The organism is Gemmatimonas aurantiaca (genome assembly GCF_037190085.1).
Taxonomy (GTDB): Bacteria; Gemmatimonadota; Gemmatimonadetes; order Gemmatimonadales; family Gemmatimonadaceae; genus Gemmatimonas; species Gemmatimonas aurantiaca_A.
In genome coordinates this window covers 25,450-50,420 of the sequence record NZ_JBBCJO010000014.1, presented here as the reverse complement: position 1 = coordinate 50,420, position 24,971 = coordinate 25,450, and the positions used below count along the sequence as shown (strand labels likewise).

Annotated in this window: 20 protein-coding genes; 11 read left to right on the top strand and 9 right to left on the bottom strand. The window is 64.6% G+C overall.

What is annotated here, in order from left to right; all coding sequences use genetic code 11:
- The first annotated feature begins 39 nt into the window (after nt 1-39).
- Nucleotides 40-717, top strand: coding sequence for a DUF4159 domain-containing protein (locus WG208_RS18090; RefSeq protein ID WP_345787017.1), 678 nt, complete (start codon nt 40-42; stop codon nt 715-717).
- Nucleotides 718-869: 152 nt separating this feature from the next.
- On the opposite strand, the gene WG208_RS18085 is transcribed toward WG208_RS18090, so the two are convergent.
- From WG208_RS18085 to WG208_RS18055, 7 genes are all read right to left on the bottom strand, one after another.
- Nucleotides 870-2,543: a TldD/PmbA family protein gene (locus WG208_RS18085; RefSeq protein ID WP_337172796.1), complete on the bottom strand. Its 1,674-nt coding sequence runs from the start codon at nt 2,541-2,543 to the stop codon at nt 870-872.
- 26 nt (nt 2,544-2,569) lie between these two features.
- Nucleotides 2,570-4,063: a metallopeptidase TldD-related protein gene (locus tag WG208_RS18080; protein WP_337172795.1), complete on the bottom strand. Its 1,494-nt coding sequence runs from the start codon at nt 4,061-4,063 to the stop codon at nt 2,570-2,572.
- Between the two features lie 62 nt (nt 4,064-4,125).
- Complete coding sequence (locus WG208_RS18075) at nt 4,126-6,009, bottom strand: hypothetical protein (protein WP_337172794.1); 1,884 nt, start codon at nt 6,007-6,009, stop codon at nt 4,126-4,128.
- Nucleotides 6,006-8,246 (bottom strand): hypothetical protein, encoded by a 2,241-nt coding sequence (locus WG208_RS18070; protein ID WP_337172793.1) that lies wholly within the window; start codon nt 8,244-8,246, stop codon nt 6,006-6,008. Before WG208_RS18070 ends, WG208_RS18075 begins: the two co-directional genes overlap by 4 nt.
- Entirely contained in the window at nt 8,219-9,487 is a 1,269-nt protein-coding gene (locus tag WG208_RS18065; protein WP_337172792.1) for a BatA domain-containing protein, read from the bottom strand. Before WG208_RS18065 ends, WG208_RS18070 begins: the two co-directional genes overlap by 28 nt.
- Nucleotides 9,487-10,380, bottom strand: coding sequence for a DUF58 domain-containing protein (locus WG208_RS18060; protein WP_337172791.1), 894 nt, complete (start codon nt 10,378-10,380; stop codon nt 9,487-9,489). The genes WG208_RS18065 and WG208_RS18060 overlap by 1 nt, the downstream gene beginning before the upstream one ends.
- A 12-nt stretch (nt 10,381-10,392) precedes the next feature.
- Nucleotides 10,393-11,379 carry a MoxR family ATPase gene (locus WG208_RS18055; protein WP_337172790.1) on the bottom strand — a complete coding sequence of 329 codons (987 nt, stop codon included), beginning with the start codon at nt 11,377-11,379 and terminating at the stop codon, nt 10,393-10,395.
- A 173-nt stretch (nt 11,380-11,552) separates the two neighbouring features.
- On the opposite strand from WG208_RS18055, the gene WG208_RS18050 reads away from it, so the two are divergent.
- Nucleotides 11,553-12,080, top strand: coding sequence for a paraquat-inducible protein A (locus tag WG208_RS18050; protein ID WP_337172789.1), 528 nt, complete (start codon nt 11,553-11,555; stop codon nt 12,078-12,080).
- 13 nt (nt 12,081-12,093) lie between these two features.
- Here the strand turns inward: WG208_RS18050 and WG208_RS18045 are convergent, their stop codons facing one another.
- Nucleotides 12,094-12,561 carry a hypothetical protein gene (locus tag WG208_RS18045; protein WP_337172788.1) on the bottom strand — a complete coding sequence of 156 codons (468 nt, stop codon included), beginning with the start codon at nt 12,559-12,561 and terminating at the stop codon, nt 12,094-12,096.
- Nucleotides 12,562-12,705: 144 nt separating this feature from the next.
- Here WG208_RS18045 and WG208_RS18040 point away from each other — a divergent pair, with 144 nt between their 5' ends.
- The 7 genes from WG208_RS18040 to WG208_RS18010 all read left to right on the top strand — a co-directional run bounded on the left by WG208_RS18040 (nt 12,706) and on the right by WG208_RS18010 (nt 22,128).
- Nucleotides 12,706-13,851, top strand: coding sequence for a DNA alkylation repair protein (locus WG208_RS18040; protein ID WP_337172787.1), 1,146 nt, complete (start codon nt 12,706-12,708; stop codon nt 13,849-13,851).
- A gap of 122 nt (nt 13,852-13,973) precedes the next feature.
- Nucleotides 13,974-15,038 carry a hypothetical protein gene (locus WG208_RS18035; protein ID WP_337172786.1) on the top strand — a complete coding sequence of 355 codons (1,065 nt, stop codon included), beginning with the start codon at nt 13,974-13,976 and terminating at the stop codon, nt 15,036-15,038.
- A 190-nt stretch (nt 15,039-15,228) separates the two neighbouring features.
- Nucleotides 15,229-15,735: a DUF4402 domain-containing protein gene (locus WG208_RS18030; protein ID WP_337172785.1), complete on the top strand. Its 507-nt coding sequence runs from the start codon at nt 15,229-15,231 to the stop codon at nt 15,733-15,735.
- Between the two features lie 2 nt (nt 15,736-15,737).
- Nucleotides 15,738-16,583 carry a hypothetical protein gene (locus WG208_RS18025; RefSeq protein WP_337172784.1) on the top strand — a complete coding sequence of 282 codons (846 nt, stop codon included), beginning with the start codon at nt 15,738-15,740 and terminating at the stop codon, nt 16,581-16,583.
- Between the two features lie 50 nt (nt 16,584-16,633).
- Nucleotides 16,634-17,083, top strand: a complete 450-nt coding sequence (locus WG208_RS18020; RefSeq protein WP_337172783.1) for a hypothetical protein — start codon at nt 16,634-16,636, stop codon at nt 17,081-17,083.
- Nucleotides 17,084-17,170: 87 nt separating this feature from the next.
- Nucleotides 17,171-19,858 carry a hypothetical protein gene (locus WG208_RS18015; RefSeq protein WP_337172782.1) on the top strand — a complete coding sequence of 896 codons (2,688 nt, stop codon included), beginning with the start codon at nt 17,171-17,173 and terminating at the stop codon, nt 19,856-19,858.
- 62 nt (nt 19,859-19,920) lie between these two features.
- On the top strand, nt 19,921-22,128 hold the full coding sequence (locus WG208_RS18010; RefSeq protein ID WP_337172781.1) for an ATP-binding protein: 2,208 nt from the start codon (nt 19,921-19,923) through the stop codon (nt 22,126-22,128).
- Here WG208_RS18010 and WG208_RS18005 read toward each other — a convergent pair.
- Entirely contained in the window at nt 22,115-22,813 is a 699-nt protein-coding gene (locus tag WG208_RS18005; RefSeq protein WP_337172780.1) for a response regulator transcription factor, read from the bottom strand. The two genes, WG208_RS18010 and WG208_RS18005, sit on opposite strands and share 14 nt — an antisense overlap.
- Before the next feature lie 160 nt (nt 22,814-22,973).
- Between WG208_RS18005 and WG208_RS18000 the strand changes: the two genes are divergently transcribed.
- Both WG208_RS18000 and WG208_RS17995 read left to right on the top strand, forming a co-directional pair.
- Entirely contained in the window at nt 22,974-24,128 is a 1,155-nt protein-coding gene (locus tag WG208_RS18000; protein ID WP_337172779.1) for an AAA family ATPase, read from the top strand.
- Nucleotides 24,129-24,263: 135 nt separating this feature from the next.
- Nucleotides 24,264-24,932 (top strand): carbonic anhydrase, encoded by a 669-nt coding sequence (locus WG208_RS17995; RefSeq protein ID WP_337172778.1) that lies wholly within the window; start codon nt 24,264-24,266, stop codon nt 24,930-24,932.
- Nucleotides 24,933-24,971 lie beyond the last annotated feature (39 nt).

Below are 24,971 nucleotides of genomic sequence, written 5' to 3'. Positions count from 1 at the left end.
GCGGCGTTGGGAACCGGCCTCGGGTCGCTTGTGCCTTCAATGGTGGCCGCCGAAGCGACGGCCGACAGGTTCGCGGCGGCCGCGCGTGTACTGCCGACGCGCCGATTCGAGTTCACGTTCGCGCGCCTGCGCTACGATTCCGGCGACTGGGACTACAACCCCAAGGTCTGTGCCAATCTGCTCGACGCCGTGGTGCAGTATACGGACATCCCGGTCGATCAGCAGGAGGTCGTCATCACCGCCGACTCGGCGGAACTCACGGCGTTTCCCTTTCTGTTCATGACCGGACACAAGCTCGTGCGCTTCAGTGACGCCGAGCGAAAGGGGTTGGTGCGTTACGTGGAGAACGGCGGGCTGCTGTTCAGCGACGATTGCAACCACGACGTGAACGGTCTCTACGCGAAGACGTTCGAAGCCGAGATGGTGAAGGCGTTCGGCCCCAATCCGATGCCGAAGATCGGACGCACGCATCCGCTGTATTCGAGCTTCTTCCAGTTTCCCGAGGGGCCGCCGCGCACGTCGCACGAGCTGAACGGCTGGGGCGACAATGTCGTGCACGATTACCTGCGCGGTGTGGAGCGCCGGGGGCGACTGGGCGTGCTCTACTCCAACAAGGACTACGGCTGCGAATGGGACTACGACTGGAAGAACAAACGTTTCCGACGGCGTGACAACACGCGGTTCGGGGTGAACATCGTGGTCTATGCGATGACGTGAGACAAGGATGGCGGAGCGGCGCTTTGGCGCCGCTCCGCTTCTGTACCAAGAGGATGCAGGAAGGAGCTGGTCAGGGGGGAGAACAATAGACGGAGGGGGCGCGAAGACATTCGCGCCCCCTCCGTTTGATACCACCAGACTGTTTCAGGTTCTCAATCGAAGGCGGCGCCGACGTTGATCTTGCGGATCAGCATCCAGGGTGAGCCATGCGAGATGCTGTTCGTCTGCGTGGGTTGTCCCTTGGCGTCGCCACCGGTGCCGTGCATCTGCCATTCCTTCGGACCGGTGATGCCGTCGAGATTGGCCCAGAAGTCGGTGGTGATGGCGTTGTACGTCACGTCGGTGACCTGCCGGGTGATCTTGCCGTTCTTGATCTCCCAGAAGATGTGGCCGCCGAACTGTCCGTTGTATCGCTGCTGGTCGATGGAGTAACTGCCCCGTCCGTCGATCATCACCCCATCCTTCACATCGGCGATGAGCTGATCGCGTGTGGGGGCATTGGCCGGACCGGGTTCCACGTGCACGTTGGGCATGCGGAGGAACGGATAGTCGCGCCAGGTGCTGCCGAACGTGCACCCCCGGCTTTCCTTCTCACCCACGAAGTGCGCCGTCTCGCGGTTGGTCTGCAGACCCACGAGCATACCATCGCGAATGAGGGGCCACTTCTGCGTCTTCACGCCATCGTCGTCGAAGCCCACCGTGCCAAGACCGGTGCTGGTCTTGTCACAGGTGACGTTGAACAGCTTCGAGCCGTACTTGAGTTTGCCCACGTCGGAGAGCTTCACGAAGCTCGTGCCGGCATAGTTGGCTTCGTAGCCCACGATGCGATCCACTTCCGTGGCGTGCGCGACGATCTCGTGAATGGTGAGCATCGCGTGCGATGGCGAGAGGATGAGATCCTTGAGGCCACTCGAGCCGAGTGGCTTCGCGGTGCACATCTCCACGGCATCGGTGGCGACCTTCTCGGCCTGATCGAGGAAGTCGCAGTTCTCGGCGAACTCCCAGCCACCCGTGCCGGCCACCCCCGAATAATTGCGTGTGCGCGTGACATCGCCGACCCGCGCCGTCACGGAGAATGTGGGCGTGGTGGTGAACAGTTCCTGTTCGATGTACGAGCCTTCACTGCTCGCGAAATAGCGCCATTCGTATCCGTGGTTGCAGGCCACGTTCACGGCGGTGACGCCCTTCACGGCGGCGGCCTTGTCGGCAATGGCCTGCGCCCACGCCTGCTTGTCGGTCTGCGACACCGACGTGGGGTGTTTGAGCATCGGCGTGATGTAGTGCTCCTGGTACGGCTTCACCGGCGCGAGTTTCATGTCGGCCTTCTTCGCGATCGCACTGGCCTTCGCGACTTCCACGGCCACGCGGGTGACCCGACGCAGTTCGTCTTCGGTGAGAATGGGGCTCGAAGCGAACCCCCACACTCCACTGTGGATCACGCGCACGCCGAATCCACCGGGCTGACGGTCTGCGTCGGAGGGAATGCCCTGAACCCGGCGACCACCGGCTCCGCCGCGGCCACCACCACCGCCGCCACGCCCTCCGCCGAATCCACCGCCACCGGGACCAGCCGGGCCACCGCCGGGCCGGAGGTTCACGGTGGCGCCGGGCAGCGTCGACGTCATGGTGAAGCGCACGTCGGTGTAGCTGCAGCCGGCAAGTTTGCCTTCGGCCAGCACGATGTCGGCCAGCCCTTTGAAACGCGTCTCGAGCGGACGGCCCTGAGGCGAGTCCGCGAGCACCTGGCCGAACAGATCACGCGAGTAGAGCGTGAGTGCGGCGCCGGCTCCGAACTTCTTCAGAAAATCACGACGGGAAGAGCTCATGGTAGGATCCTGTCGAAGTGAGTCGGTCAGACCGCGGGAGAAACGGACGTCATGTAGAACTCTTCGATGCGCACCGGCGGTACGAGCGCCGCATTGCCGCTGTCGAAGGATTCACCGAGCAGCATCGGCACGGGCTTGCCCACGAGCGTGAGATTGTTGTAGCCGACCAGCGGGGACATGTTCCAGCGGAAATTCTGTACCGGGCCGACGATCTCTCCATTCTCGATGAGGAAGAGCCCATCGCGCGTCATGCCGGTGTTGAGCAGCGGCTGTTCCTGCGATGGCACACCGCGGATGTACCAGAACGACGTGACCAGCAGACCACGGCGCGTCTGCTTGATCATGTCTTCCACCGAGAGTCCACTGCCTTCCTGCACGAGACTCTGATTGGTGGATGCCGCCGCACTGGCGCCGAGCGTACGCAGCACCCCGTTCTCCACCCACGTGACAGGGGCGGCCGGTTTGTTGTCGGGGCCGATGGTGGACTGACGCAGCACCTGATTGCCGATGTCGCTCTTCAACGTGAAGAGATCGCTGAAGAGTTTGTCGCCGGGCTTTTTCCCGCGCATGAATGCATCGGGCCCACCGATGCCCCCGAACATGCCGCCGCCACCACCTCCTCCGCCGCCGCCTCCACCACCTCCGCCTGGGGGAGCGCCGGCCGCGCCGTCAGGAGCACCACCACCCGGGGGCCCACCCCCCGGAGGGCCGCCACCCGGAGGCCCCCCACCCGGTGGGCCTCCGAAGCCGCCGCCACCGAACCCACCACCACCAAATCCGCGGCTGCCGAAGATTCCCGTCACCAGCGAGAGGAAGCGGGCGTTGGCGCGGGGTTCGAGAATCACGGTGTATCGGCCCGGCTCGAGCGCTTTGGCGTTCCGGCTGCGCAGCGCTTTCTCGGCCGCGCGCTCGGTGAGCGCCTTCACGTCGATCATGCTGAAGTCTTTCACGCCGCTGATGGCCGCGAAGCCGGAACCACTGCCGTCCGCCATGCGGCAGGTCAGGACGAAGCCCAGATCGGCAGAGCGATAGTAGGCGAAGAGTCCCTTCGAATTGGCCGTCGCATTGGCCATATCGTTCTTGGGCATGTAGCCCGCGCCCACCACGCCTTTGGACGTGGCGATGTCGATGCTCTCCTTCACCATCCGTCCGCGCTCGGCCGGACCGACACGCACCATGTTCGGCAGGGCGGAGTCGACGGGGATGTATTCCTGCGGGCCCAGCAGTTCGGGCAGGTTCTGGGAGTCCTGTGCGGCCTGGGCTTCCGCGATGGCTTCCGCGACCATCGCCCTGAGACCGGCGTCGGAGGTGTCCCGCGTGCTCGCGGTGCCCACTTTCTGCCCGACCCGCACGGAGACATTCACGTTGAGGTCGAACTGCACGAGGTTCGTGGTGATGGACGAGTTCGCCCATCGCGTGCCGGACCGCTCGCCGCCGGTGAATTGCACCTCGACGGTATCGGCCTTTGCCATGTCGATCACCTTGTCGGTGATCGCCTTCACTTGTTCGCGTGTGTACATGCGCGGGGGGACGCGGTGAGAAAGGGGAGGGCAGGGACGGGACGAGTCGCTTCGGGAAAATCTCAGGGAGATCCGCGACGTCTACGTAGCCACCATTCCGTCCCAAATGCGAGGGTCAGAGGCACGATCCACCACCCCGATCGCATCGGATGCCACGGGGACGAGTCGCGACGCTCACCCACCGTGGCCATGACCAGATGGGCGAGCGAATCGAGGGCTTCCAGGGGCACCACCTGGCCACCTGAGTGGGTGGCCCAGGCCAGGAGCTGCTCGTGGGGAGTATCGCCCCCGGAACGGGCGCCCGGCGCATGCACGGGGATGGGGATGGGGATGAAGACGGTGTCCCGACCATGACTCGCACGCAGCAGAGCCGGCGGCGCGGCTGGCGTTTCAGCGGAAGTGGACCAGACGGCACGCCAGGTGCCCGGTAGCACGGTTGGCAGCAGCCGGACTGTCGCCGTGTCCCCAGAGCCGAGGCGGGTCAGGATGGGCGGCGTCGCATCGACGTGGTCCACCTGGTCGTCCACCTGCACGATGGCTCCGCGTCCATCGCGATCGGGCGTGACGCGGAGGCGGGGCACACGCTGCCTGGCGGCGTGTGCCACGAGATCGCGCCAGGTCGCTTCGAACGTGGAGCGCTGGGCATCACGGAACCGCCAGGTGTCGAATGCGGAACTGACCAGCAGTTCTCCGCGTCCGCGTGCACGGCGCCATATCACGGGTACCGTGTCCGTTGCCGACCGCGCTGATCCGGACGCACCGGCGGCGATGGTCGAGGCAACGATCTCGATATCATCGGGCCATGTGTGGGGCGCGCCGACCGAGGTCGCCAACAGTTGAATCGAGTCGGCCGTGCCGTTGGCAAAACTGCCAGCGGGTGTTTCGCGTGAGATCCGGCGCGGCGTATCGGCTCGTGTGGGAGGCAGCAGGTGCCAGCCCCGCGCGCCCAGTAGCGCATCGAGAGCGGGCGCCCTGGTATTGAGCCCCCCGCCCGAAACCAGGTGATCGGGCAGAAGCACCACGGAGACGCCATGTGTATCGAGCAGGCGCTCCAGCGCAGCCGCATCGGTGGCCGTCAGGGCATCGGGCGCCCCCACGATGAGTACATCCGGCAGCGGCGATAGGCGCTCCACCGTGTTGATGGACGGCGCGGCACGGGCGGTGGCGCGCCCGACATTGGTGGACGTGACGATGTGGCTGCGCACGTCGAATCGGATGTCCTGCTCGAGTGCGCGGCGCACGAACGTGGACAGCCATGAAGGACGCGGATCGAACACCAATACGTTCCAGCGCTGCTCACGGGCGAGCACCGGGTGTGTCCATTGCACCGTGTCCGGCCCATCGATGAGATGGACATCGACGATGTGCGCACCGGCGCGTGACGGCGCGTAGGCCAGCGACTGACGCGTGCGCGCACCCGCGGCGAGCGACAGGGTTCGGCGGTCGAGCAGCATGCCGTCCTCACGCAACTCGAGCAGGGCCTGCGTGGTGTCCGCCACCGGGCCCGAAGCCGACACCAGCGGTTCGCGGGCAATACGTGCGGATACCGGTGTGCGAGCGTCGAGAGGGATGATGTCGGGGATGTCGAGCGTTTCAAAATGCAGGCGGTGTGTCGTGCCGGTGCTCACCACGAATGATGGGATGGATTCCCCGATCACCGCCGCGGGCAGTCGTGATCCGACCACCACCTGCGCGGTGGCGCCCGGTACATGGCCGATCACTGGAGTCGTCCGATCGGCGAGGCGCTGCTGCACGGCGCCGAGTGCCGCGGCGTTGCCCAGGCTGTCGGCAGTGACGATTGATATCACCGGCTTCACGCGACGCGCGATCGTGATCGCGGGATCGACGATGCCGGCGATGATGATGGCGAGCGCGATCGATCGGGCGATCCACTCCGCGCGCGGTATCGCGACACGCACCGCTTTTGTCGGGGATTCACCGTTCATCGGGGGGTCACCTTGCCGCCCCGTCCCCTGGCCTCCGATTGCAACTGCCGTCGGAGGGCAGGGATGTCGGAAGCCCGTTCACCGACACCGGCATCGCTGCCGGGTGTCAGCGTGCCGAGCCAGGTGGAAAGTGTCAGTGATGCGGAGTCCAGCGCGGCGCGGCCGTCGCGTGACGGGTTCGATTCCGTTTCTCTTCCCTTGCCGGCGCTCTGCAACCAGCTGGCGACGCGCTGTGCGCGGGCATCACCGGGAGCGAGTTGCAGGACACGTAAGGCCAACGCGGAAAGCGTGGGCGGACGATCGGACGCCGTGTTCGGCGATGCCGTCGGCGATGCCGGATGGGCGTGTGCCACGAGCGCATCGAGGACGCGCCGCAACTCCACACGCTGTGTGTCGACACTGCCCACCGGTGTGGCGCGCGGTGCGCGGGCAATGCTGTCCAATGGACCCGTGAGTCGACGTGTGAAATCGAGTTGCTCGCGCTGCGTGAGCGCCCGCATGAGAAAGCGCTGACGGGCAAAGGCCTCCTGCAGATTGGTCAGGGCGGTGCGCTCATGCCGGAGCGCGGTGGTGAGATCCTGTTCGCCCAGGGCCAGCGAAGCGCGCCCCATCGCTCGAATGGCCGTCAGCAGCGCCGTGCGCCCGCGGTTCACCATGCGTCCGGCGGCGAGGTCGGCTTCACTTTCCGCTTCGTGGGTCTCGTCGAGATCGGCGACACCCTCTTCATCCGCCACGACGGCCTGTTCGAACTCCCCACCCGTCATGAACACGAATTCGGCGCGCACCCGACGCTGTTCGGTGGCGAGTTGCAGTGCCTGTTCCGCGATCTGCGACGGCGAGAGGGCTTTCCGCGATGCGATGAGTCGCTCCGTTTTGAGGATCACCATCTGCTGACTTACCGCATAGCGGTCTTCATCGGGATCGAGGGCGAACCCCGCGGCCGCGATGCCGCCAGCGGCGGCGCGTTCCGCGATGAAGGCGTCCGATTCCGTGGCATCGGCTCCCGGACGTGCATCGGTGACGCGGGCGCGGTACACGACCAGGTCTCCCGGTTCGGTGAGCAGCGAGTCCAGTCGCAGCGTGGCCGTCGCGTGCCAGGCCGTGCCGGACGATCGCGTGACGCGCACGGGAATCTGCCCCTCGACGAACGTGAACCGTTCACCGGAGCCGGATACCTTCGTGTAGTGCAGCGACAGTGACCGCAGGCCGATGTCGTCTCCCGCTTCCACCGCAATGGCGAGTGTGTGGCGCGTGCTGTCGACGACGAGATCACGGGCCGGCGAGGTGATGCGCACGCCCGGTGGAGCATCCGATTGCATGCCGATCGCGATCAGCCGAGGCTCACCTTCACTCGTGGTCGCGAATGCCGCGAACCCGTCGTGACGTATGGTCGTGCGCCACTGGAAGTCGCCGTGTTCGGGACGGGGGATTTTCACCTCGCCACTGTCGGTGGTCACGTGCAGCGTGTCTGCGGTGGAGGCCACCCTGAACGTCAGCGTGCTGCCTTCCAGCGCTTCGATGTGTGTGGGCTGGCGGACGTCCTGTGCGGAACGGCCGGTGTAGGCAGGTGGAGTCACCACGACATCGATGCGCGAGATGGCGCGTGTGCCGGTGACATTGGCGACGGCCCGCCGGATACTGCGATCGGCTGCTCCCGACGGTATCACCATCGAGGCCACGGTGGCCATTGCCCACAACACGACTGCAGTGACGAGTGCGCGCCTCGCGCCCGTCGAGGGCAGCAGCGCGGGAATATCGATCGATGCGGCAAGTCGAGCGGCACGATACCACATGGCGGACCGCGCCGTGGCCAACTGCACCGTCGCTGGATCGGCGGAGCCGGTATCGTCGGCTTCGAGTGCGGTGAACAACAGGTTGTGCGAGTGCGGTACGAGTTGTTCGAGATCGGCGTTGGCCATTGCCGCTGTCCGGCGCATCCGGAACAACCCGTATCCCGTGAGCGCGCCGGCAGCGGCGAACAGCAGGGCATGACCGAGAGCCAGCGCCACATGGGCGAACCGTGACAGCGCATGGATATCCGGCGATGTGATCCACAGATGTCGCAGTTGCCAGAGGGCGGCGATATCGAGACCGATGGCCGCACCGAATCCGGTCGTGAACCATGCCCGACGGACCGTGACCGCGTCCCGCAATCGTCTGACGGAAAGACGCTGCGTGTCCGTGGTCATGTCGACAGTCACGTCGGTGGTCACGTCGCCCGCCGTCGAAGGATCCATTCGAAGCCGACCAGCGCGAACACGAGCAGCCAGCCCCAGCGCGCGAACGTCGGCACCGTGTGGATATCGGTCATTGCACCGACGCCGATGGGACTGGCCGATGGCAACCGTTGCCATTGCCGCAGGCTCGCGGCCGTCCGGTATTCGGTGTCGATGGCCGGCGGCATACGACGCATGTGAATGGCCGTGTTGTCCGACAGCGCGAGCAAGGCTGCCGCCGCCAGTGTGGGCTGCTCGGGTGGATGCGATATCAACGCGGGACGGGCGTCGCTGAAAGTTCCGGAAAGGGCCACCGCGCCCGCTGCATCGAAGAGCAGGGGAAGGCGTCGGTTTTTCTCCTGCCCCGCTGTGGTGTCCGCAGGATGGAACTGCCACCGCGCAGGCGGTGTGAGGGCCAGCACGCGCAGGGTCGGATCATCCGCTGCGGCGAGCAGGCGAGGCAGGGACGCCGAGACCTGCATGCCCGATTCGCTCGTCGCACTGGCCGGTCGTGCCGTCACACGGACCACGGCTCCACCCAGGGCGTGAACGGTGCGCACGACCGCATCGGCCGTCGATGGATCGAGTGTGGTGATCCATTCGATCGTGTCCCGTGCGATCGTGGAAAGCACGGAACGATCCCGCGATGCGAGGGCTTGCTTCGAGGAATCCGCGGCAACCGGCAACGGGTCGAGCACGACCTGCACGTCGCTGGGCAGCATGGCCACATCACCCGAATCCAGGACACTGCGGGCAAACGTCGACCGTACGATCAACGTGCGGGGGGCGGGACGTGCGCGGAGCCATGCCACGGCCCGCGTGATGTTCGACCGCAGTGTGGTGCCCGAGGCGTCATCGGCGGTCAGGTGCAGCGTGTCGCCTGTGATGCGGACACGCTGATCCGACTGATCCGCAGTGGCCGACATCGGGCGTTCCACGACAATGGCCATCGACGCCGCGGCCCCGGGCGCGCCACGTGCGCCGGTGACCGGTGTCCCTGATGTCCCATCGGAACGATCCGGTGCGTGCCGGAACGGCTGGGCGAGTGCCATCACCGCAGCGCCAAGAATGGCCAGACGTACCAGCAGCAGCGGGATGTCGTGCAATGACGAACGGCGCGTGGGGCGCAGCGCCGAGGGCTGGATGAACCGCAACGACGGAAAATCGAATACCCGTGGCGGCTTCCTGCTGAACAGATGCACCACGATCGGTACGGCGAGCAGGACGAGGCCGGTCCATGCCCAGGGGTTGAGCCACTGCATCAGGTGGTGCGACGCAGCAGATAGTCCCGCAAGGTGCGTTCCGGCGGTTCGCTGCAATCGAACTGCCCGTAGTCGATGCCTTCCTGCTGGGCAAATCGACGCCAGTGGGTGAGGAATGCCTCGTATTCGCGATGATAGACAACGGCTCCCGTCGCCGGATCGAGAAGTTGTCGCTGGCCCGTCTCGAGATCGCGCACTTCCACCTGCTCCGTGAACGGCAGGCGGAGCTCGTCGGGGGCCGTCATCTGCAGCATGGCGGCATCGTGGCCACGTTGCACCACATGGCGCAGTTCACGCTGTGTCTCCGCCTCCCGATCGTAGAAGTCGGAGAGCACCATCACCAACCCGCGACGCTGCAGCAATTCCGCGGCGCGGCCGATGGCCATGGGTGGGTCCCCCACACCGGTTGCCGTCAGACCATCCAGGCGGGCCAGCAGCGCCCGCAGGTGCACCCGGCCACTGCGGGCCGGAAGATAGGCCATCGTCGCACCGGACATCGTCATAAGTCCCACGGCATTACCCTGTTGCACCGCGAGATGGGCCAGCGCCGCGGCGAGAAGGATGGCGTAACGCAACTTCGAATGAGCCGCGCCCGGCGGATAGTCCATCGATCCGCTGGTATCGAGCACCAGCATCACGCCGACATTGGTGGTCTCTCTGAACTGACGGGTGTAGAGGCGATTGCTGCGCGCGTACACCTTCCAGTCGAGATGCTTGAGATCATCGCCGGGTCGGTAGGGACGGTGCTGGTGAAACTCCGCGCCCGTTCCGTGAAACGGACTGCGATGACCACCCACCCGCAGCCCTTCCACGACCACACGCGCCGCGAGTTCGAGATCCTCGATGGCCGTCACGAGTGTGGGGGAGAGACTCCCGGTCGATGGCGCAGGCATGCGCTCCCTGTCTCAGGCGCGTATGGCGTTCAACAGCAGGCCGATCACCCTATCGACGGACACGCCTTCGGCTTCGGCCCGGAAGTTGACCAGCAGACGGTGGCGCAGCACCGGCAGCGCCACCCGTGCCACATCATCCGGAGACGGAACGGTCCGTCCGTCGAGCAATGCCGTGGCCTTCGCTCCGAGCAGCAGCGCCTGGCCGGCGCGGGGACCGGCTCCCCAGCGCACCCACTCCCGCACGTCCGCCGGGCACGTGGCATCCGCCGGTCGTGTGGCGCGAATGAGCCGGAGCGCGTAGTCCACCACATTCGACGCCGCGGGCATGGAGCGGACGAGATGCCGGGCGGCCTCCAGTTCGGCGCCGGTGGCCACCGGCGTCACTTGCGCACTGCTGTCGACGGTGGTATCGGCGAGGATGCGTCGTTCGTCGTCGGGATCGGGGTAGTCGATCACCACGTTGAACATGAACCGATCGAGCTGCGCTTCGGGCAGCGGATGCGTGCCTTCCTGTTCGATGGGATTTTCGGTGGCCAGCACGAACAGCGGGCGCTCGAGCGCGTGGCGCACACCACCCACCGTGACCTGGTATTCCTGCATCGCTTCCAGCAGCGCCGATTGGGTGCGTGGTGGTGTGCGATTGATCTCGTCGGCGAGAATCACGTTGGCGAACACCGGTCCCGGAATGAACCGCACCTGTCGTTTGCCCGTGGTAGGGTCCTCCTCGATGACCTCCGTGCCGAGGATATCGGAGGGCATGAGATCGGGGGTGAACTGAATCCGGCTGAACCGCAGATGCACCGCATCGGCCAGCGTCTTGATCAGCAGGGTCTTGGCCAACCCCGGCACCCCTCGCAGCAGACAATGTCCGCCCGCCAACAGGCATATCAGCACCTCCCGCCGGACCTGTCGCTGCCCGATGATGACCCGCCCGATCTCCTGATCGAGACGGTTGGCGAGGGCCACGGCGGATTGGAAGGGCGCGTCGGGTGAAGTCATGGCTCCAACATGGCGTCGGCGATGCTGAGGGACGAGATGCCGGAAGATACGTCGGTGACGAAACGACTGTTGAGGCGACAGTCCTCCCCGAACGACACGGAGCAGGCACAGAGCAGCCCTCGAACCGGCACGATGTGCTGGAAGAGCGGCGCTCCCGGTGGTAACGTCGGGACATGACCAACCGCAATCGCCTCGCGTTGTTGCTTTCGCTGATCTCCCTGGCGTTGTTGTGGCCCGGGCTCGTGGAACCGGTCCTGACCATCAAGGCCACGATGGAACTGTTCGGTGTCACCCGCGAGCTGACGAACGAAACCCGCAGCGTGGTCGGTGCCATCCGCAGTCTGAACGACACCGGCAATCATTTTGTCGCCGGCCTCATTCTGCTCTTCAGCATACTGGTGCCGCTCACCAAGGCCGCGCTGCTGGTTCCCATCGTCGCTCTGCGCAGATCGGCCTGGTCCTACCGGCTCTTTGTGTTCGTGCGGGCCATCAGCAAGTGGTCGATGGCCGACGTGTTCGCGGTGGGCATGCTGATTGCGCTGCTGGTGGCCAAAGGGACGGCCAACCTGTCCGCGGTTGCCGGTGTCGGCTTCTACTGCTTCGCGGCCTACTGTCTCGTGTCCAATGCCGCGTTTCAACTCCTGCAGATGGATCGACCGACCGAACCGCGGATGGAATCGCGCGCCGGCACCGGAGCCTAGGCCGGCGCGGCATTCATCGCGGAGCCGTGCCGGGTTTTGCGGGCGTGATGCGGAACCTGGCGATGGGCTTGTTGTCGAGATTCACCATGCCTTCGATGACACGCGATGCGGAAAGCGTGCCCTCGTGTTCCAGCAGGCGATTCTCGGGCGCGGTGACCACGAAACGGATACGGTCGCCGTCTTTCACGACTTTGCCGATGGGACCGGAGCCCTGTCCGGGGACCATCGCAACGCCCGCCAGGACGCCATTGGTCTGCGCAAAATTGTACGTCACCGGCACGACGATCGTGCTGTCGCCGAGGGGAATGGTGGCGGTCCCCGACCAGGCACCGAGCAGCGTGGTCACATCGGTGTTCTTCGTGTTTTTGGGGGCCTGTGCCGTGCCGCCCTTCGTCGTTGCCCGGGCCGCGCCACGCGCATTGCCCGGCCCCTGCGCCATGCCGACGGACGGCACCGCTGCCAGCAAGGTGACGGCGAACATGACTGGAAGCATGGGACTGGGACGAAACATGATGATGGCTCCTGAGCGGGACGTCCGGGGCTGTCGATGAAAGGTGCACGGGACGCGGTACGACCGGGAGGCCCGATGTGACACGCCGGGCCGGTGTCCGGTTGCCGGCACACCATGCAGATTCTCCTCATGGCGGAACCCTTCAAGCATCTCATCAACGCGGCACTGGTGCGCGACGCGGCGAAACACCTCGAACAGGTCGACGCACGCTTCAAAGCCAAACCCTTCATTGCACGCGTGGTTCCACAATTGGATGCCCTGGAGCTCAAAGCCCGTGCGATGTGTGTCGCCGACGCGCTGGACGCGTCGCTGCCGGCGGAGTTCGATGACGCAGCCACGCTTCTGGAACGGGCAATGGCGCCTGTCGGTGTGCGGGAGGATGGGCCGGTCATGCATCTGGCGGAAAATGGCCTGAGTGGGTGGTTTCTCTGGTCCGTGGGGGAATACGCGGCCCGCCGCGGGGTGCATCATCCGGAGCGTGCGCTGCGGTTCCTGCATGCCCTGACGCAGCGATTCACCGCGGAATTCGCGATTCGTCCCCTCATCGTCGCGCATCCCCGTCTGGTATACGACACGCTGACAGGCTGGACGAAGGATCCCAGTGAGCATGTGCGCCGGCTGGTGAGCGAGGGGACACGGCCGCGGCTCCCGTGGGGATTGCAGCTCAAGACGCTCATCACCGATCCGTCGCCTTCGTGGCCCCTGCTGGAGGCACTGCTGGACGATCCGAGTGAGTACGTCCGGCGCAGTGTGGCCAATCATCTCAACGACATTGCCAAGGATCATCCGGCCCTGGTGGCCCACTGGGTGGAACGGCATCTCCCGGAGGCATCGGCGGAACGCCGGGCACTGCTCCGCCACGCGAGCCGTACGCTCATCAAGAAGGGCGACCGGCGTACACTCCAGGCCTGGGGGCTTGGTGCGCCGTTCCTCGGACGGGCGACATTCCACGTGAAGCCGCGCCGCATCGTACTCGGCGACGCACTCACTCTCACGCTCGAACTCACCTCGACCGCGAAGTCCGCACAGACGCTGGTGATCGACTATGTCGTGCATCACGTGAAGGCTGATGGAAGCACGTCACCCAAAGTGTTCAAAGGCTGGACGCTGGAACTTCCGGCCCGCGGCGAGCGCACACTCCAGCGCAAACATTCCGTCAAACCCATCACCACCCGTCGGTATCATGCCGGCGTGCACCGGGTGGAAATCCAGATCAACGGGAACGTCGTGGCCGAGGATACGTTTCGCCTCTCGCTGTGATGCTGTGGAAGGAGCGTGTATTCCAAGGTACGGGCCAATGCACGGGAGATGTGTCGACGGGTTTGACGTGGTCTTCTCCCGGCCGCATCGCGCCTGCAGGAGGCGCGACGTAACTTTGGAGAGTGGCCCCATCACGCTCACGTTTCGCGCCGCTCGTCATGGATGAAGTCGGAATCGACCGGGCGCCGTACTTCGATCCGCAGCGTCAGGCCTGGCTGATCACGCGTGCGGCGGACATCCAGGCCGTGCTTCGCGACGCGCGCTTCGGAACGCCAGGCATGCGGCCCGAGACTCACCCGACCTCCGTCGATGCCGTGGTACAGCCTCACCATTGGTGGATGTCTCCGGCCGCGCTGCGTGTGCTTCGCCCCGATCCGGAGGTCGTCGGACAGCTGGGCACGTTGATGACCGATCGACTGCGGACACTCACCGGGCGTTACGTGGGTGCCAGTTCCGCGACCGACGAGATCGATCTCGTGGACGACCTGATTCGTCCGTGGTGCCGTGACGTTGCGGCTGCGTTGCTCGGGATTCCATCCGGAATCGTCGATCGGGCAGAGCCGCTCACACGAGCGATATTCATCGCTGCGGCATTTGCTGGTGACGATGCCGCTCGGCCGGATTCCGAAGGCGACGTTTCCGACGGAGCGCGCGCCACGGCCCGGCTGATGCAACTGTTGCAGTCTTCCGGAAGCCTGGATGCGCCGGGTGATGGGCTCACCATTCAGGCATTGGTGGCGCTGACGCAGACGATGCCGACACTGATTGCCGCGGCATTTTTCCTGCTTCGGATCGATACGCAACGATGGACGGCGCTCCAGGAGCCGCCTCGGAGCACGACCGGCGGCCCCCCAGGGCTCGACACTCTGTTGCAGGCCGCTGCTCCGGTGCGGGCAGTCTTCAGGACGGCACTGGCCGAGGCGACGGTCGCGGAGATATCGATTGCGGCAGGTGACCGGGTCGTGCTGCGGCTGCCCGATACCGGTCAATTCGCTTTTGGAGATGGTCGACATCGATGTGCAGGGGCCATGCTCGTTCGCGCCCTGTTCGCCGAAGCAATGGGGGTGCTCGGATCCACACGAAGCATCCTGCTGCCGAGGGATGTCATCCATCGTGCACGATGGGTGAATGGGTTTGCCATGAACGCGTTGGTCCACCTGCCGGCCCGCCTGGAGACGGCATTGTAAGGCAGTTGTAAGAGAAGTGGAGGCCGTTGACGCTCAAGCGTCCGGTTCGATATCCGAGACTGGGAAGAGAACACAGTGGGTCTGCACTGAGGCCGACTCCCTGTCGCGGTGGGTTCTTCACCCATCGTGATGTCCCGCCGTGGAGGTTGCCATGTACTTTCGCTCTTCTCCGCTTCTCGTCGGTGCACGTATGTTCGACGTAAGCACCAAATGGATGGTCGTCGCTGCCATTGCCCTCCTGACCGCCAATGTACACGCGGCCGGTGCACAGACTTCGGCCAGTGCCAATGTGACGGCATCGGTATCGCAGCCTCTGTCCGTCAGCGCCACGAATGGCCTTGCGTTTGGCACGTTGTTTCCAGGCAATACCAAGACCATTGCCGTCAATGAAGCCGGGGCCGCTGCTTTCTCCATTTCCGGTGCCGCCAGTGGCAATGTCAGCATGACGTTCGGCATTCCCAGCACGATCACGAACGGTGCCAACACTCTCACAGTGGACACGTGGACGGCGCGCCGTAACACCACCAACAGCGCGAGTTCCGGCACAGATTTCACGCCAAGTGCCACGGCCACACAGGCCGCGCTGAGTGGATCGGGAAATCTGTATGTCTTCGTGGGCGCCACGGCACACCCCGGAAGTTCACAGGCGGCGGGTGCATACACAGGCACGCTCACCCTCACCGTGGTCTACTTCTGACCATGTGGATCAACCGTGCGGTCATGTGTGTGGCATGGATGTCGGCCGTGTCCTCGCTGCATGCACAATCGGTACTCATCGCGCCGACGGCCATCGTCATCGATGCCGCTCGCCCCTCCGCGGCCATCACGCTGGTGAATACCGGCACGGCACCGGCCGAGGTCGCATTGTCCTTCGCCTTCGGCCTGCCGGCGACCGACAGTGTCGGCAACATGTATCTGAAGCTGGATGAGAATCCCGCGGATACCCTGCCATCCGCGGTGGACTTTCTGCACGCATACCCCTCCCGTCTGGTGTTGCCGGCGGGAGGCCGGCAGGTCGTCCGTCTCGTGGCCGCACCGCAACGTTCGTTGGCGGCGCGCGAATACTGGGCACGGCTGGTGGTGACGAGTCGTCAGGGGCGTCCGCTCCTGGCCTCCCCGTCATCGACCACCGGAATCGTGACGGAGGCACAGGTCGCGCTGGATCTCGAGGTCCGCTCCGTGCTGGCGGTGTTCTATCGTCCGGCGGGGCTCTCGACGGCGCTGAAGATAGGGGTGCCGTCCGTCCGCATTGCGAATGGACAGATCGAGTCCCGCGCGCGTTTGTCCCGGGTGGGCAATGCCGCATTCGTGGGCTCCATTGCGGCGGTGTTGCGCGACCGCCAGGGCACGATACAGAGCCGCCTCAATCTGCCACTGGGAGTCTACAATGACATTGAACCATTGATTGCATTGCCGCTCGGAACCCTGCCTCGGGGCACATACGAACTCGAGCTTTCTGCACACGCCGAACGTCCCGACGTGCCCAGCACCTCCCTGCTTCCGGTGCAGGCGGTCAGCCGGAAAGTCGCCGTCACGGTGCCCTGATGTCGGGGCGTCGGCGAATGCAGTGGTGCGGGCGTGGCTCGCTGACCTCGATGGCCGGTGCTCTGCTGCTCGTGGTGGCAGGCGATGCGGGTGCGCAGACATCGGTCACGACGCTGTCCGGTCTCAGTTTCGGCTCGATCATCAGTGGGACCACGACGTCGGTGTCCCCCACTTCGGCTTCGGCCATGTCGTTCCGCATTCGCGCCAACGTGGGGCTCAGTCTGGGTTTTTCGCTGTCGTTGCCAACGAGCCTCACCCATGTCGACGGAGGCGCGACGATGCCGGTGTCGTTCTGCAGTACCTGCGGCCGGTATCGCGTGAACAATTCCAATCCCGCCGGGGGAGCCACATTCAATCCCGCCAACGGCGTGCTGGGATTGCTGCTGCTGGTGGCGTCCGATGTGTATGTATGGGTGGGAGGCTCCACGACGCCACCACTCAATCAGATGGCGGGAAGCTATACCGGCACGGTGGTCATCACGTTGGCTTCGATCATCTGAGATCGACGCATGCTGTGGCCAACGGCGGAGAATCGTGCATCGGTCCGGACGTGTCGGTCTTCGTGCGGGCTGCTGATATCGCTGTTCGTGGCGTGGCCGATCGTGGGAAGCGCGGCTTTCGCGCAGATTCCGGGCGATGTGGCGCCGATGTCGGCTCCGGCACGGGGCAACACGCCAGACACGCACTCGACGGGGCCGGTCGAGATCGCATTCGAGTTCAACATCCAGAACATTCATCGCGGCACCGTTCTGGCGCGTCAGCAAGACAATGGCGCCATCCTGCTCGATGCCCGCGAAGTCGTTGCTCATGCGGGTTGGCACCGACCGGCGAGTCATCAGGCCGTACGTGTGGTGCCGTATCCGGGGCGCCCGGCGGTGACACTGTGTGATGCCGCCGCCAGTCGCAGCGCGTCCGGATGTTATGTCGCGATCGAAACGCTGGCGACGGCGCTCGGTGTCGTCATGGAGGTGGATCTCGCATCCGCCGTCGTGGTGGTGAGGAATGCCGAGCATTGGCCTGTGGTGCGTCGTGCGCACCTGCTCCGCGAACGCCGCATCGCCGAGCCGCGGATGCAGGCCGGCGCGCTGCCGACACTCGGGGTGCGTCCGGTGGGTGGAAGGCATGGGGTGCTGCAGCTCGACTATCGGATGTCCGCACAGCGCAGCATGGTGCGTGCGGAGATGCCCGGCGGGGAGCGTGCGTCGGATCCCTGGCAGTATACCTCGCTGGTCCGCGCGTCGACCCATGCGATCGGTGGTGATTTTGGTATCGACGTGCGACATGATGCGACTGGCACGACGGTGGGCAATGGTGCGTGGAGCTATCGTCCCGGTCCCGATGGCTGGCGACCGACGGTGAGTCTGGGCGTGGTGGACGATGCCGGGCCGTCCGCCGCGCGTGTCAGCGGTGTGATGATCGGTCGGCCCCTTCGCGAAACCTTCTTGCCGCGCCTGGTTTCAGTGACGACCGATGCCCCGATCGGGTGGAACTATGTGGGGTTGGTGAATGATCAGTTGGTCGAGACGCGACGCCGGGGTGACACCGCGATCGTCATGGATATTCCTGTCACCGGCGATGTCGTGCGCTACGACATCATTGGTTGGAGTCCCGACGGCCGTGAGCAGCGCTATTCCCGTCTGGTGCATGCCCCGGTCACGCAGCTCTCCACTGGTGACGTGCGGTATCTCGCCTCGTTCGGTCGCTGCACCGATGAGTTCTTCTTCCCCGGGGCGGACGTCGCGTCATGTCATTGGCGTGCCGCCACGGATTGGCGGGTCGGGATGCATCCCCGTTTGACCGCCCGCGGCGGAATGACATGGACTGATGGAAAGTGGCAGCCCTATCTGGGCGCCAATGCGCTGGTCGGATCGTCGGTCCTGCTGCAGGGATTGGCCGGACTTTCCACACACGGCGAGCGTCTGGCACAATGGCAGGCGACATGGAATCCGGCGCCGTTGCATTTTTTCACCGTCAATGGCCGGGAAGAGGGACAGCGTTCCGTCCGCTCCGCGCAGTGGCAGACGGCGGTACCACGACTGAAAGGGGTGTCGCTGATCGGCACGTGGACGCGCGTCGGAGGACGCGAGAGCCTGGTCGACCTCGAGCACATCGGTATCGTAGGTCAGATCGGTGCATTGCGTACGGAACTGTTCGGCCGGCTTCATCGCACGAAGGCTCTGAATGTCTCCACGATGCGATCGTTGGGCATGGATGTGAGTGCCGCACCCCGTTGGATGGCGGTGCGTGGCGCACCCTGGTGGATCCGGGTCGCGGTCGCGAACGAAGAGCAGGTACAGGCGTCTTCGCGGTCGGCGATGGCTCTGCGCTTCGATGTCCGCCTCAACGGCTCGTTGCCTCGTACTGAAATCGAGATTGCCCGTTCATATTCGCAGGCCGATCGCCTCGGCCGATGGATGCTGATGGTGTCGCCGCGTCTGCGTCAGACGCGTCTGACGACCACGGTCTCACACCTGTCGGTTCCGTCGCGCGGAAGTGATGTGTGGCCGGGAGAGCGCTCCGCGACGCTGACACAGGTGGCTGGTGGATCGCTGGTGATCGATGCGCGCGAACGGTCAGCCCATGTATCCGCGGACCACATCGTTCGGGCAGGAGGACTGCGTCTTCGTGTGTTCCTCGATCTCGACAACGATGGACGGTATGATCCGTCCGAACCATTGATCCCGCACATTGGCGTGATCGCAGGCAATCGACGCATGGAAACCGACCAACGGGGACGGGCGGAGATCACCGGGCTGTCGGCGAGTGAACCGGTGATGGTGGGGATCGATTCCACCACCATGCCGCTTCCCTGTTGGCGCCCGACCTCACCGCAGTGGACAGTGCAGGTACCGGTGTCGGGAATCGGGGAGGTGGATCTCCCCGTGCGCTATGGCGCTATTCTCGAGGGACAGGTGGTGTTCGACACTGCTGGACTCGCCAGCGAGCTTCAGGCACGCACGGCTTTTCCATCGCAGTTGACGCTGATTGCGCAGCAGGGGAACGAACGCTTTCCCGTGGACGTGATGAGTGACGGTGGCTTCTATCTGCTGGGGCTTCCCGCAGGGCGCTACCACGTGATGGACAATTCCCGTCGTACCGATGTGGCAGGGGAAAACGGCGTGACACCGTCGTCGATGGGCCCCGAGAAAATCCTGACAACGGTCACGGTCGAGCTTCCCAGATCATCGCAGGTCCCGATGGCGACCTGTGAAGTGCTCACTACCCGACTCCGCATTTCGCCGCCAACCCTCGCGTCATCCCGTTCCGCACCGTAGAGTAAACCGCGAGCGGAATAAGTGGGAAATTTTCCCGGAGTCGTCTGGCGCGGGAGGCGTGAATGCTCGGATTTTCCGACCTGCCTGGAGCGCAGGAGGTGTTGGAAGCGCGATTGCGACGTCTGCATCGCATCGCCTTGTTGTCGATTGCCGTTGTCGGGACGATCACTGTGCTTGGCGGAATCGCACTCGAACGAACAACTGGATGGGTGCAGCATACGCGGGAGATGCTACGCATGGTCCGCGAACTCCAGGCGCGTCTCTTCGAACACGAATCGGTTGCGCTGCAAGGAGGACCGATCGTTCCGCAGCCCGAGGCCGAGTCCGTCATCCCGGCAGCGAGTCCACCCTTGGCTGTCGATCTGCTGGCTGTGATCGACACGATGCAGGCCCTGACGTCCGACAATCCGCAACAGCATCGTCGTGTCGAAACGATCGCCGACGCGGTGGTGAACTGGAACGGCGCGATGCGTGGTATTGTGCTGGGGGAATCGAACAGGGAAGCATTGGAGGCAAAGCGGGTTCTGCAGCTTCGAATCGCCGAGTTTCAGGATGAGGAGCAGCGCCTGTACGATGCACGCACGGCGAACGCGCGAGGTTTACGCTTTGCTGTTCTCGCGTCGATTCTGGTGGCGCTGGCAATCATCTGGTATGTCCTGACCCGGTTCGTCCGGTCCACGGTGCGGGAAGCGCATGTCGCGCGGGATGCGATCCGTGCCAGAGATCGCACGGCCGAGCGTCTCGGCGTGATCACGGACATCTCGCCCAATGCCTTCGCGATCGTGGGGGTGGATGACCGCCTGGTCCTGGCGAATGCCGCCTGGCGGGCACTCGAGCACTTCGATGCACCGGACGCCCAATGGATGAGTCGACTCGATCCCGCGCTGGGCGATGTCCTGCGACTTCTGCTCGAACAGGTTCGCACGACACACGAGACGCGTCGCGAGGAGTTGATCGACCCTTCTGCGATGACCGAAGTCGCCGGCCAGTCGGTGAAGCGGGTGTGGATGGTCACGGCATATCGTGTGGCGCGTGGTGCGGATCTGGACGGAAGCATCTGTCTCATGTTGCAGGACGTGACGTCTCTGCGGGCGATGGAACACCAGATGCGGCAATCGCAGCGGCTGGAGGCGATCGGCAGGCTCGCTGGCGGAGTCGCCCACGACTTCAACAACACGCTCACCGCGATCATCGGCTTCACCGACATGGCACTGGCCGAGGCGAGAGAACGCGGGCGGTTGCGAGAGGATCTGCAGCAGGCGCGCCGGGCCGCGGATCGTGCCGCGCTGCTCACCCGACAACTGCTTTCCTTCAGCCGTCAGCCGGTACTGCAGCCCAGGGTATACGGTCTCGGCGACATCGTACGCAATCTCGAGTTGATGATCCGACGGCTCATCGGCTCGCACATCCAGGTGGAGGTGCGGATCGCGCCCGACACCGGCAGCGTGGAAGCCGACGCCGGGCGCATCGAACAACTCGTCCTGAATCTCATCATCAACGCGCGCGATGCGATGGAGTACGGTGGAGAACTGACCGTCGAGATGAACAATGCGTCGACCGCGGATCTGCAGGCCGCCCATGATCGTGGCGACCTTCCCGCGAGCGCCCTCCGCGAACGGTTTGCGCTGATACGGGTCCGCGATACGGGCAGCGGAATGACTCCCGAAGTCAGACGCCAGATCTTCGAGCCGTTCTTCACCACGAAGCCCGTTGGACAGGGGACCGGACTTGGTCTCTCCACGGCCCTACAGGTGGTACGGGAAGCGAACGGATATATCGGGGTGCAAACCGCACCGGGGGTGGGCACGGTTTTCGAAGTCTATCTCCCACTGGTCGAAGCGGAGGCGGTGCCGGTGGAAGCGACACCGGTCCTGAACAGCCCTCAGCGCCGGAGCGGCACGGTGCTGGTGGTCGAAGACGATCGTGATGTCCGCCAGCTCACCGAATACGTGCTGAGTGAAGCCGGGTACAGCGTGCACGTCGCGAAGAACGGTCTGGACGCCATCGAAGTGCTCCGACGGAGAGGCGATGAGATCGATCTGATCATCACGGATCTCGTCATGCCGGGACTTGGTGGTGTCGATCTGTCCCGGCACGAGCTGGTGACCACTTGGGGGATTCGTGTGCTTTTCCTCACGGGGTACGGCATGAACTCTTCCCTCCGCATGGCGGTCCTGCCGTTCGACGCGCATGTCCTCACCAAACCCTTTTCACCGAGCCAGCTTCTGGACGCCGTCGCGGAGACAGACCCCGATCTCATCCGGCTGTGATCTGCACACCGGCGTTTCGCACGCTCACGATGGTGGACTGTGCGGAGACCGCGGCCACCTTCTGACGGATACGTGTGAGGGCCACGTCGAGCACACTGGTTCCGGGGTCGAAGTCGTATCCCCAGACGTCGGCCAGCAGCGTCGCACGGGACAGGATTTCGCCGGGACGACTCATCAACGCCGCCAGAAGCTGAAACTCCTTGGCGGTGAGCTGGACATGGCCAAGTGTCCCGGTGAGCCGACGCGAGTGGCGGTCGAGCACCAGATCGCACACGCTGAGTCGATCGGGCAGCGTATGTCTTCGCAGGACGGCCGCGATGCGGGCGCGCAGCACCGGAGCCGAAACCGGCTTGTGAATGAAATCGTCGGCACCGGCCTCGAGTCCCTTCACCACCGTGTCGTCATCGTCGTGCCCCGAAAGCATGAGAATCGCGGCCTCGGGGACGGCGTGACGGAGGGAGTGTACCGGCGCCGTGCCCTGGCCGTCCGGCAATTCGAAATCCACGATGGCTATCTGGATCGGCAGTGCGCCAATGGTGGCGAGGGCATCCCGGGTGGAATGCGCGACATGCACATCCCATCCATCTCCCTGGAGCAGCTGGGCAATCCAGGCAACCACCGACGGGTCGTCGTCCACCACCAGCGCATGCAACGGCGCGGGGCTCTGTTCTGGCTGAGAACGCATCTCGAATTCGTGGAATAAGGGGGGGAGCAGTCATTGGACTGGAGCTTCTGCCGACTGAGTGTACTGCCGAAAGAATGCACTCTCGTTTCGATCGATCGCAAGTCGGTCGTGGTCATGCTGCTACCATACACCGTCCGCCGCACGTGGTCATATTTCGAAGATGATCGAAACCATCGCCATCCACGGATACCGCTCCCTCCGGGATCTGCGTCTTTCGCTGGGCACACTCACGGTTGTGGCCGGCGCGAATGGCACGGGCAAGTCGAGTGTGTACCGGGCATTGCGGCTCATGACGCAGGTCGCGCATGGGCGGTTGATCGCATCGTTGGCGGCGGAAGGTGGTCTCGCGTCCACATTGTGGGCAGGTCCCGAATCGTTCGGCGCGTCGGTCAAACGCGGGGAGCATCCGGTGCAGGGAACGCGTCGCAAGGACCCCGTTTCACTCAAGCTGGGTTTTGCGGGCGACGACTACGGCTATGCCGTGGATATCGGCCTGCCCGTTCCGAGCGCGTCGCTCTTTGCGAGGGACCCGGTGATCAAGGCGGAAACCATGTGGTTCGGCCCCCGGCCCGGTCGTCACAACATTCTGGCGGAACGTCATGGCGCCAGCGTGCGCGTACGCAACAAGGCCAATGAATGGGTGCAGGCGCTCACATCGCTGGCTCCCTGGGACAGCATGATGACACACGCCGGGGATCCGCGCGAGTGTGCGGAGCTGATCACGCTGCGGGATGCGATGCGGGAATGGCGATTCTACGATCACTTCGATTGTGGCGCCGACGCTCCTGCCCGGAGTGCGCACATCGGTACCCGTACGTCGGTGCTGGCCCCGGATGGGCGGGATCTGCCCGCCGCCATCCAGACCATTCTGGAAATGGGCGATGGCACCGCGCTCGCCGAAACGATCGATGACGCGTTTCCGCAGTCCTCACTCGAGGTATCCACCCGTTCGGGATATTTCGAATTGCAGATGCGTCAGCATGGATTGCTCCGGGCGCTCGCCATGAGCGAGCTCTCCGATGGAACTTTGCGGTTCCTTCTGCTGGCGGCAGCACTGCTGTCCCCGCGCCCACCGGCGCTCATGGTGCTCAACGAGCCGGAGACCAGTCTGCATGTCGATCTGCTGCCGGCGCTGGCCCGTCTGATCGCACGGGCCGCCACGCGCAGCCAGCTTGTCGTCGTCTCGCACGCTCCGGCGCTGCTGAACGTGTTGCAGACTCAGCGCGACTGTCGACTGATCACGCTCGGCAAGTCGTTCGGCGAGACCCTCGTCGACGACGATGAGCCGCCGGCCTGGTCCTGGCCGAGTCGTTGAGAGGAGGGCATGCATTTCGCGGCGTGACACCGCTGGCGTGGCGTGGTGCCGTCTGCGAGTTTGCGTGACTGGGATCATTCGTGACCCTGGTGCCCGCGATCAAGGCGCGGCCGTCCCGTTCCGTATCACGATCTCATGCCCAACATTCCCTACGAACAGCTCTTCGAGAATAGCGCACGCTGGGCCGCCTCCCGTACGGCGGGCGATCCCGAGTACTTCGAGCGTCTGGCATCACAGCAGTGCCCGGACTATCTGTACATCGGTTGCTCCGACAGCCGGGTGCCCGCCAACGAGATCATGGGCGTCGAACCCGGCGATGTCTTCGTGCACCGGAATGTCGGGAACATCGTACCCAATACGGATCTGAATGCGGCGTCGGTGATCGAGTACGGGGTCGCGTATCTGAACGTGAAGCACATCATCGTGTGCGGCCACTACAACTGTGGCGGTGTGCTCGCCGCGATGCAGTCCCGCGATCTGGGTTTGCTGAACCCCTGGCTGCGGAACATCCGCGATGTCTACCGGCTGCATCAGAAGGAGCTGGATGCCATCACGGATGAGTCCTCGCGCTACAAGCGCCTCGTCGAGCTCAATGTGGTCGAGCAGTGCATGAACGTCATCAAGACGGCGGTCGTGCAGCGTTCCTACCTGCATCATGGCGCGCCGATCGTCCATGGCTGGGTGTTCGACCTGCGCACCGGGACACTCCGCGATCTCGAGATCGATTTCGAAGCCCGGCTGCGTGAAGTGCAGCGCATCTACAATCTGATGAGCGAAGAAGGCCAGGCCGGAACGGCGACGTAAGGTCGCCACCCGCGCCTGCCCGATGTTTTCACGACGCCT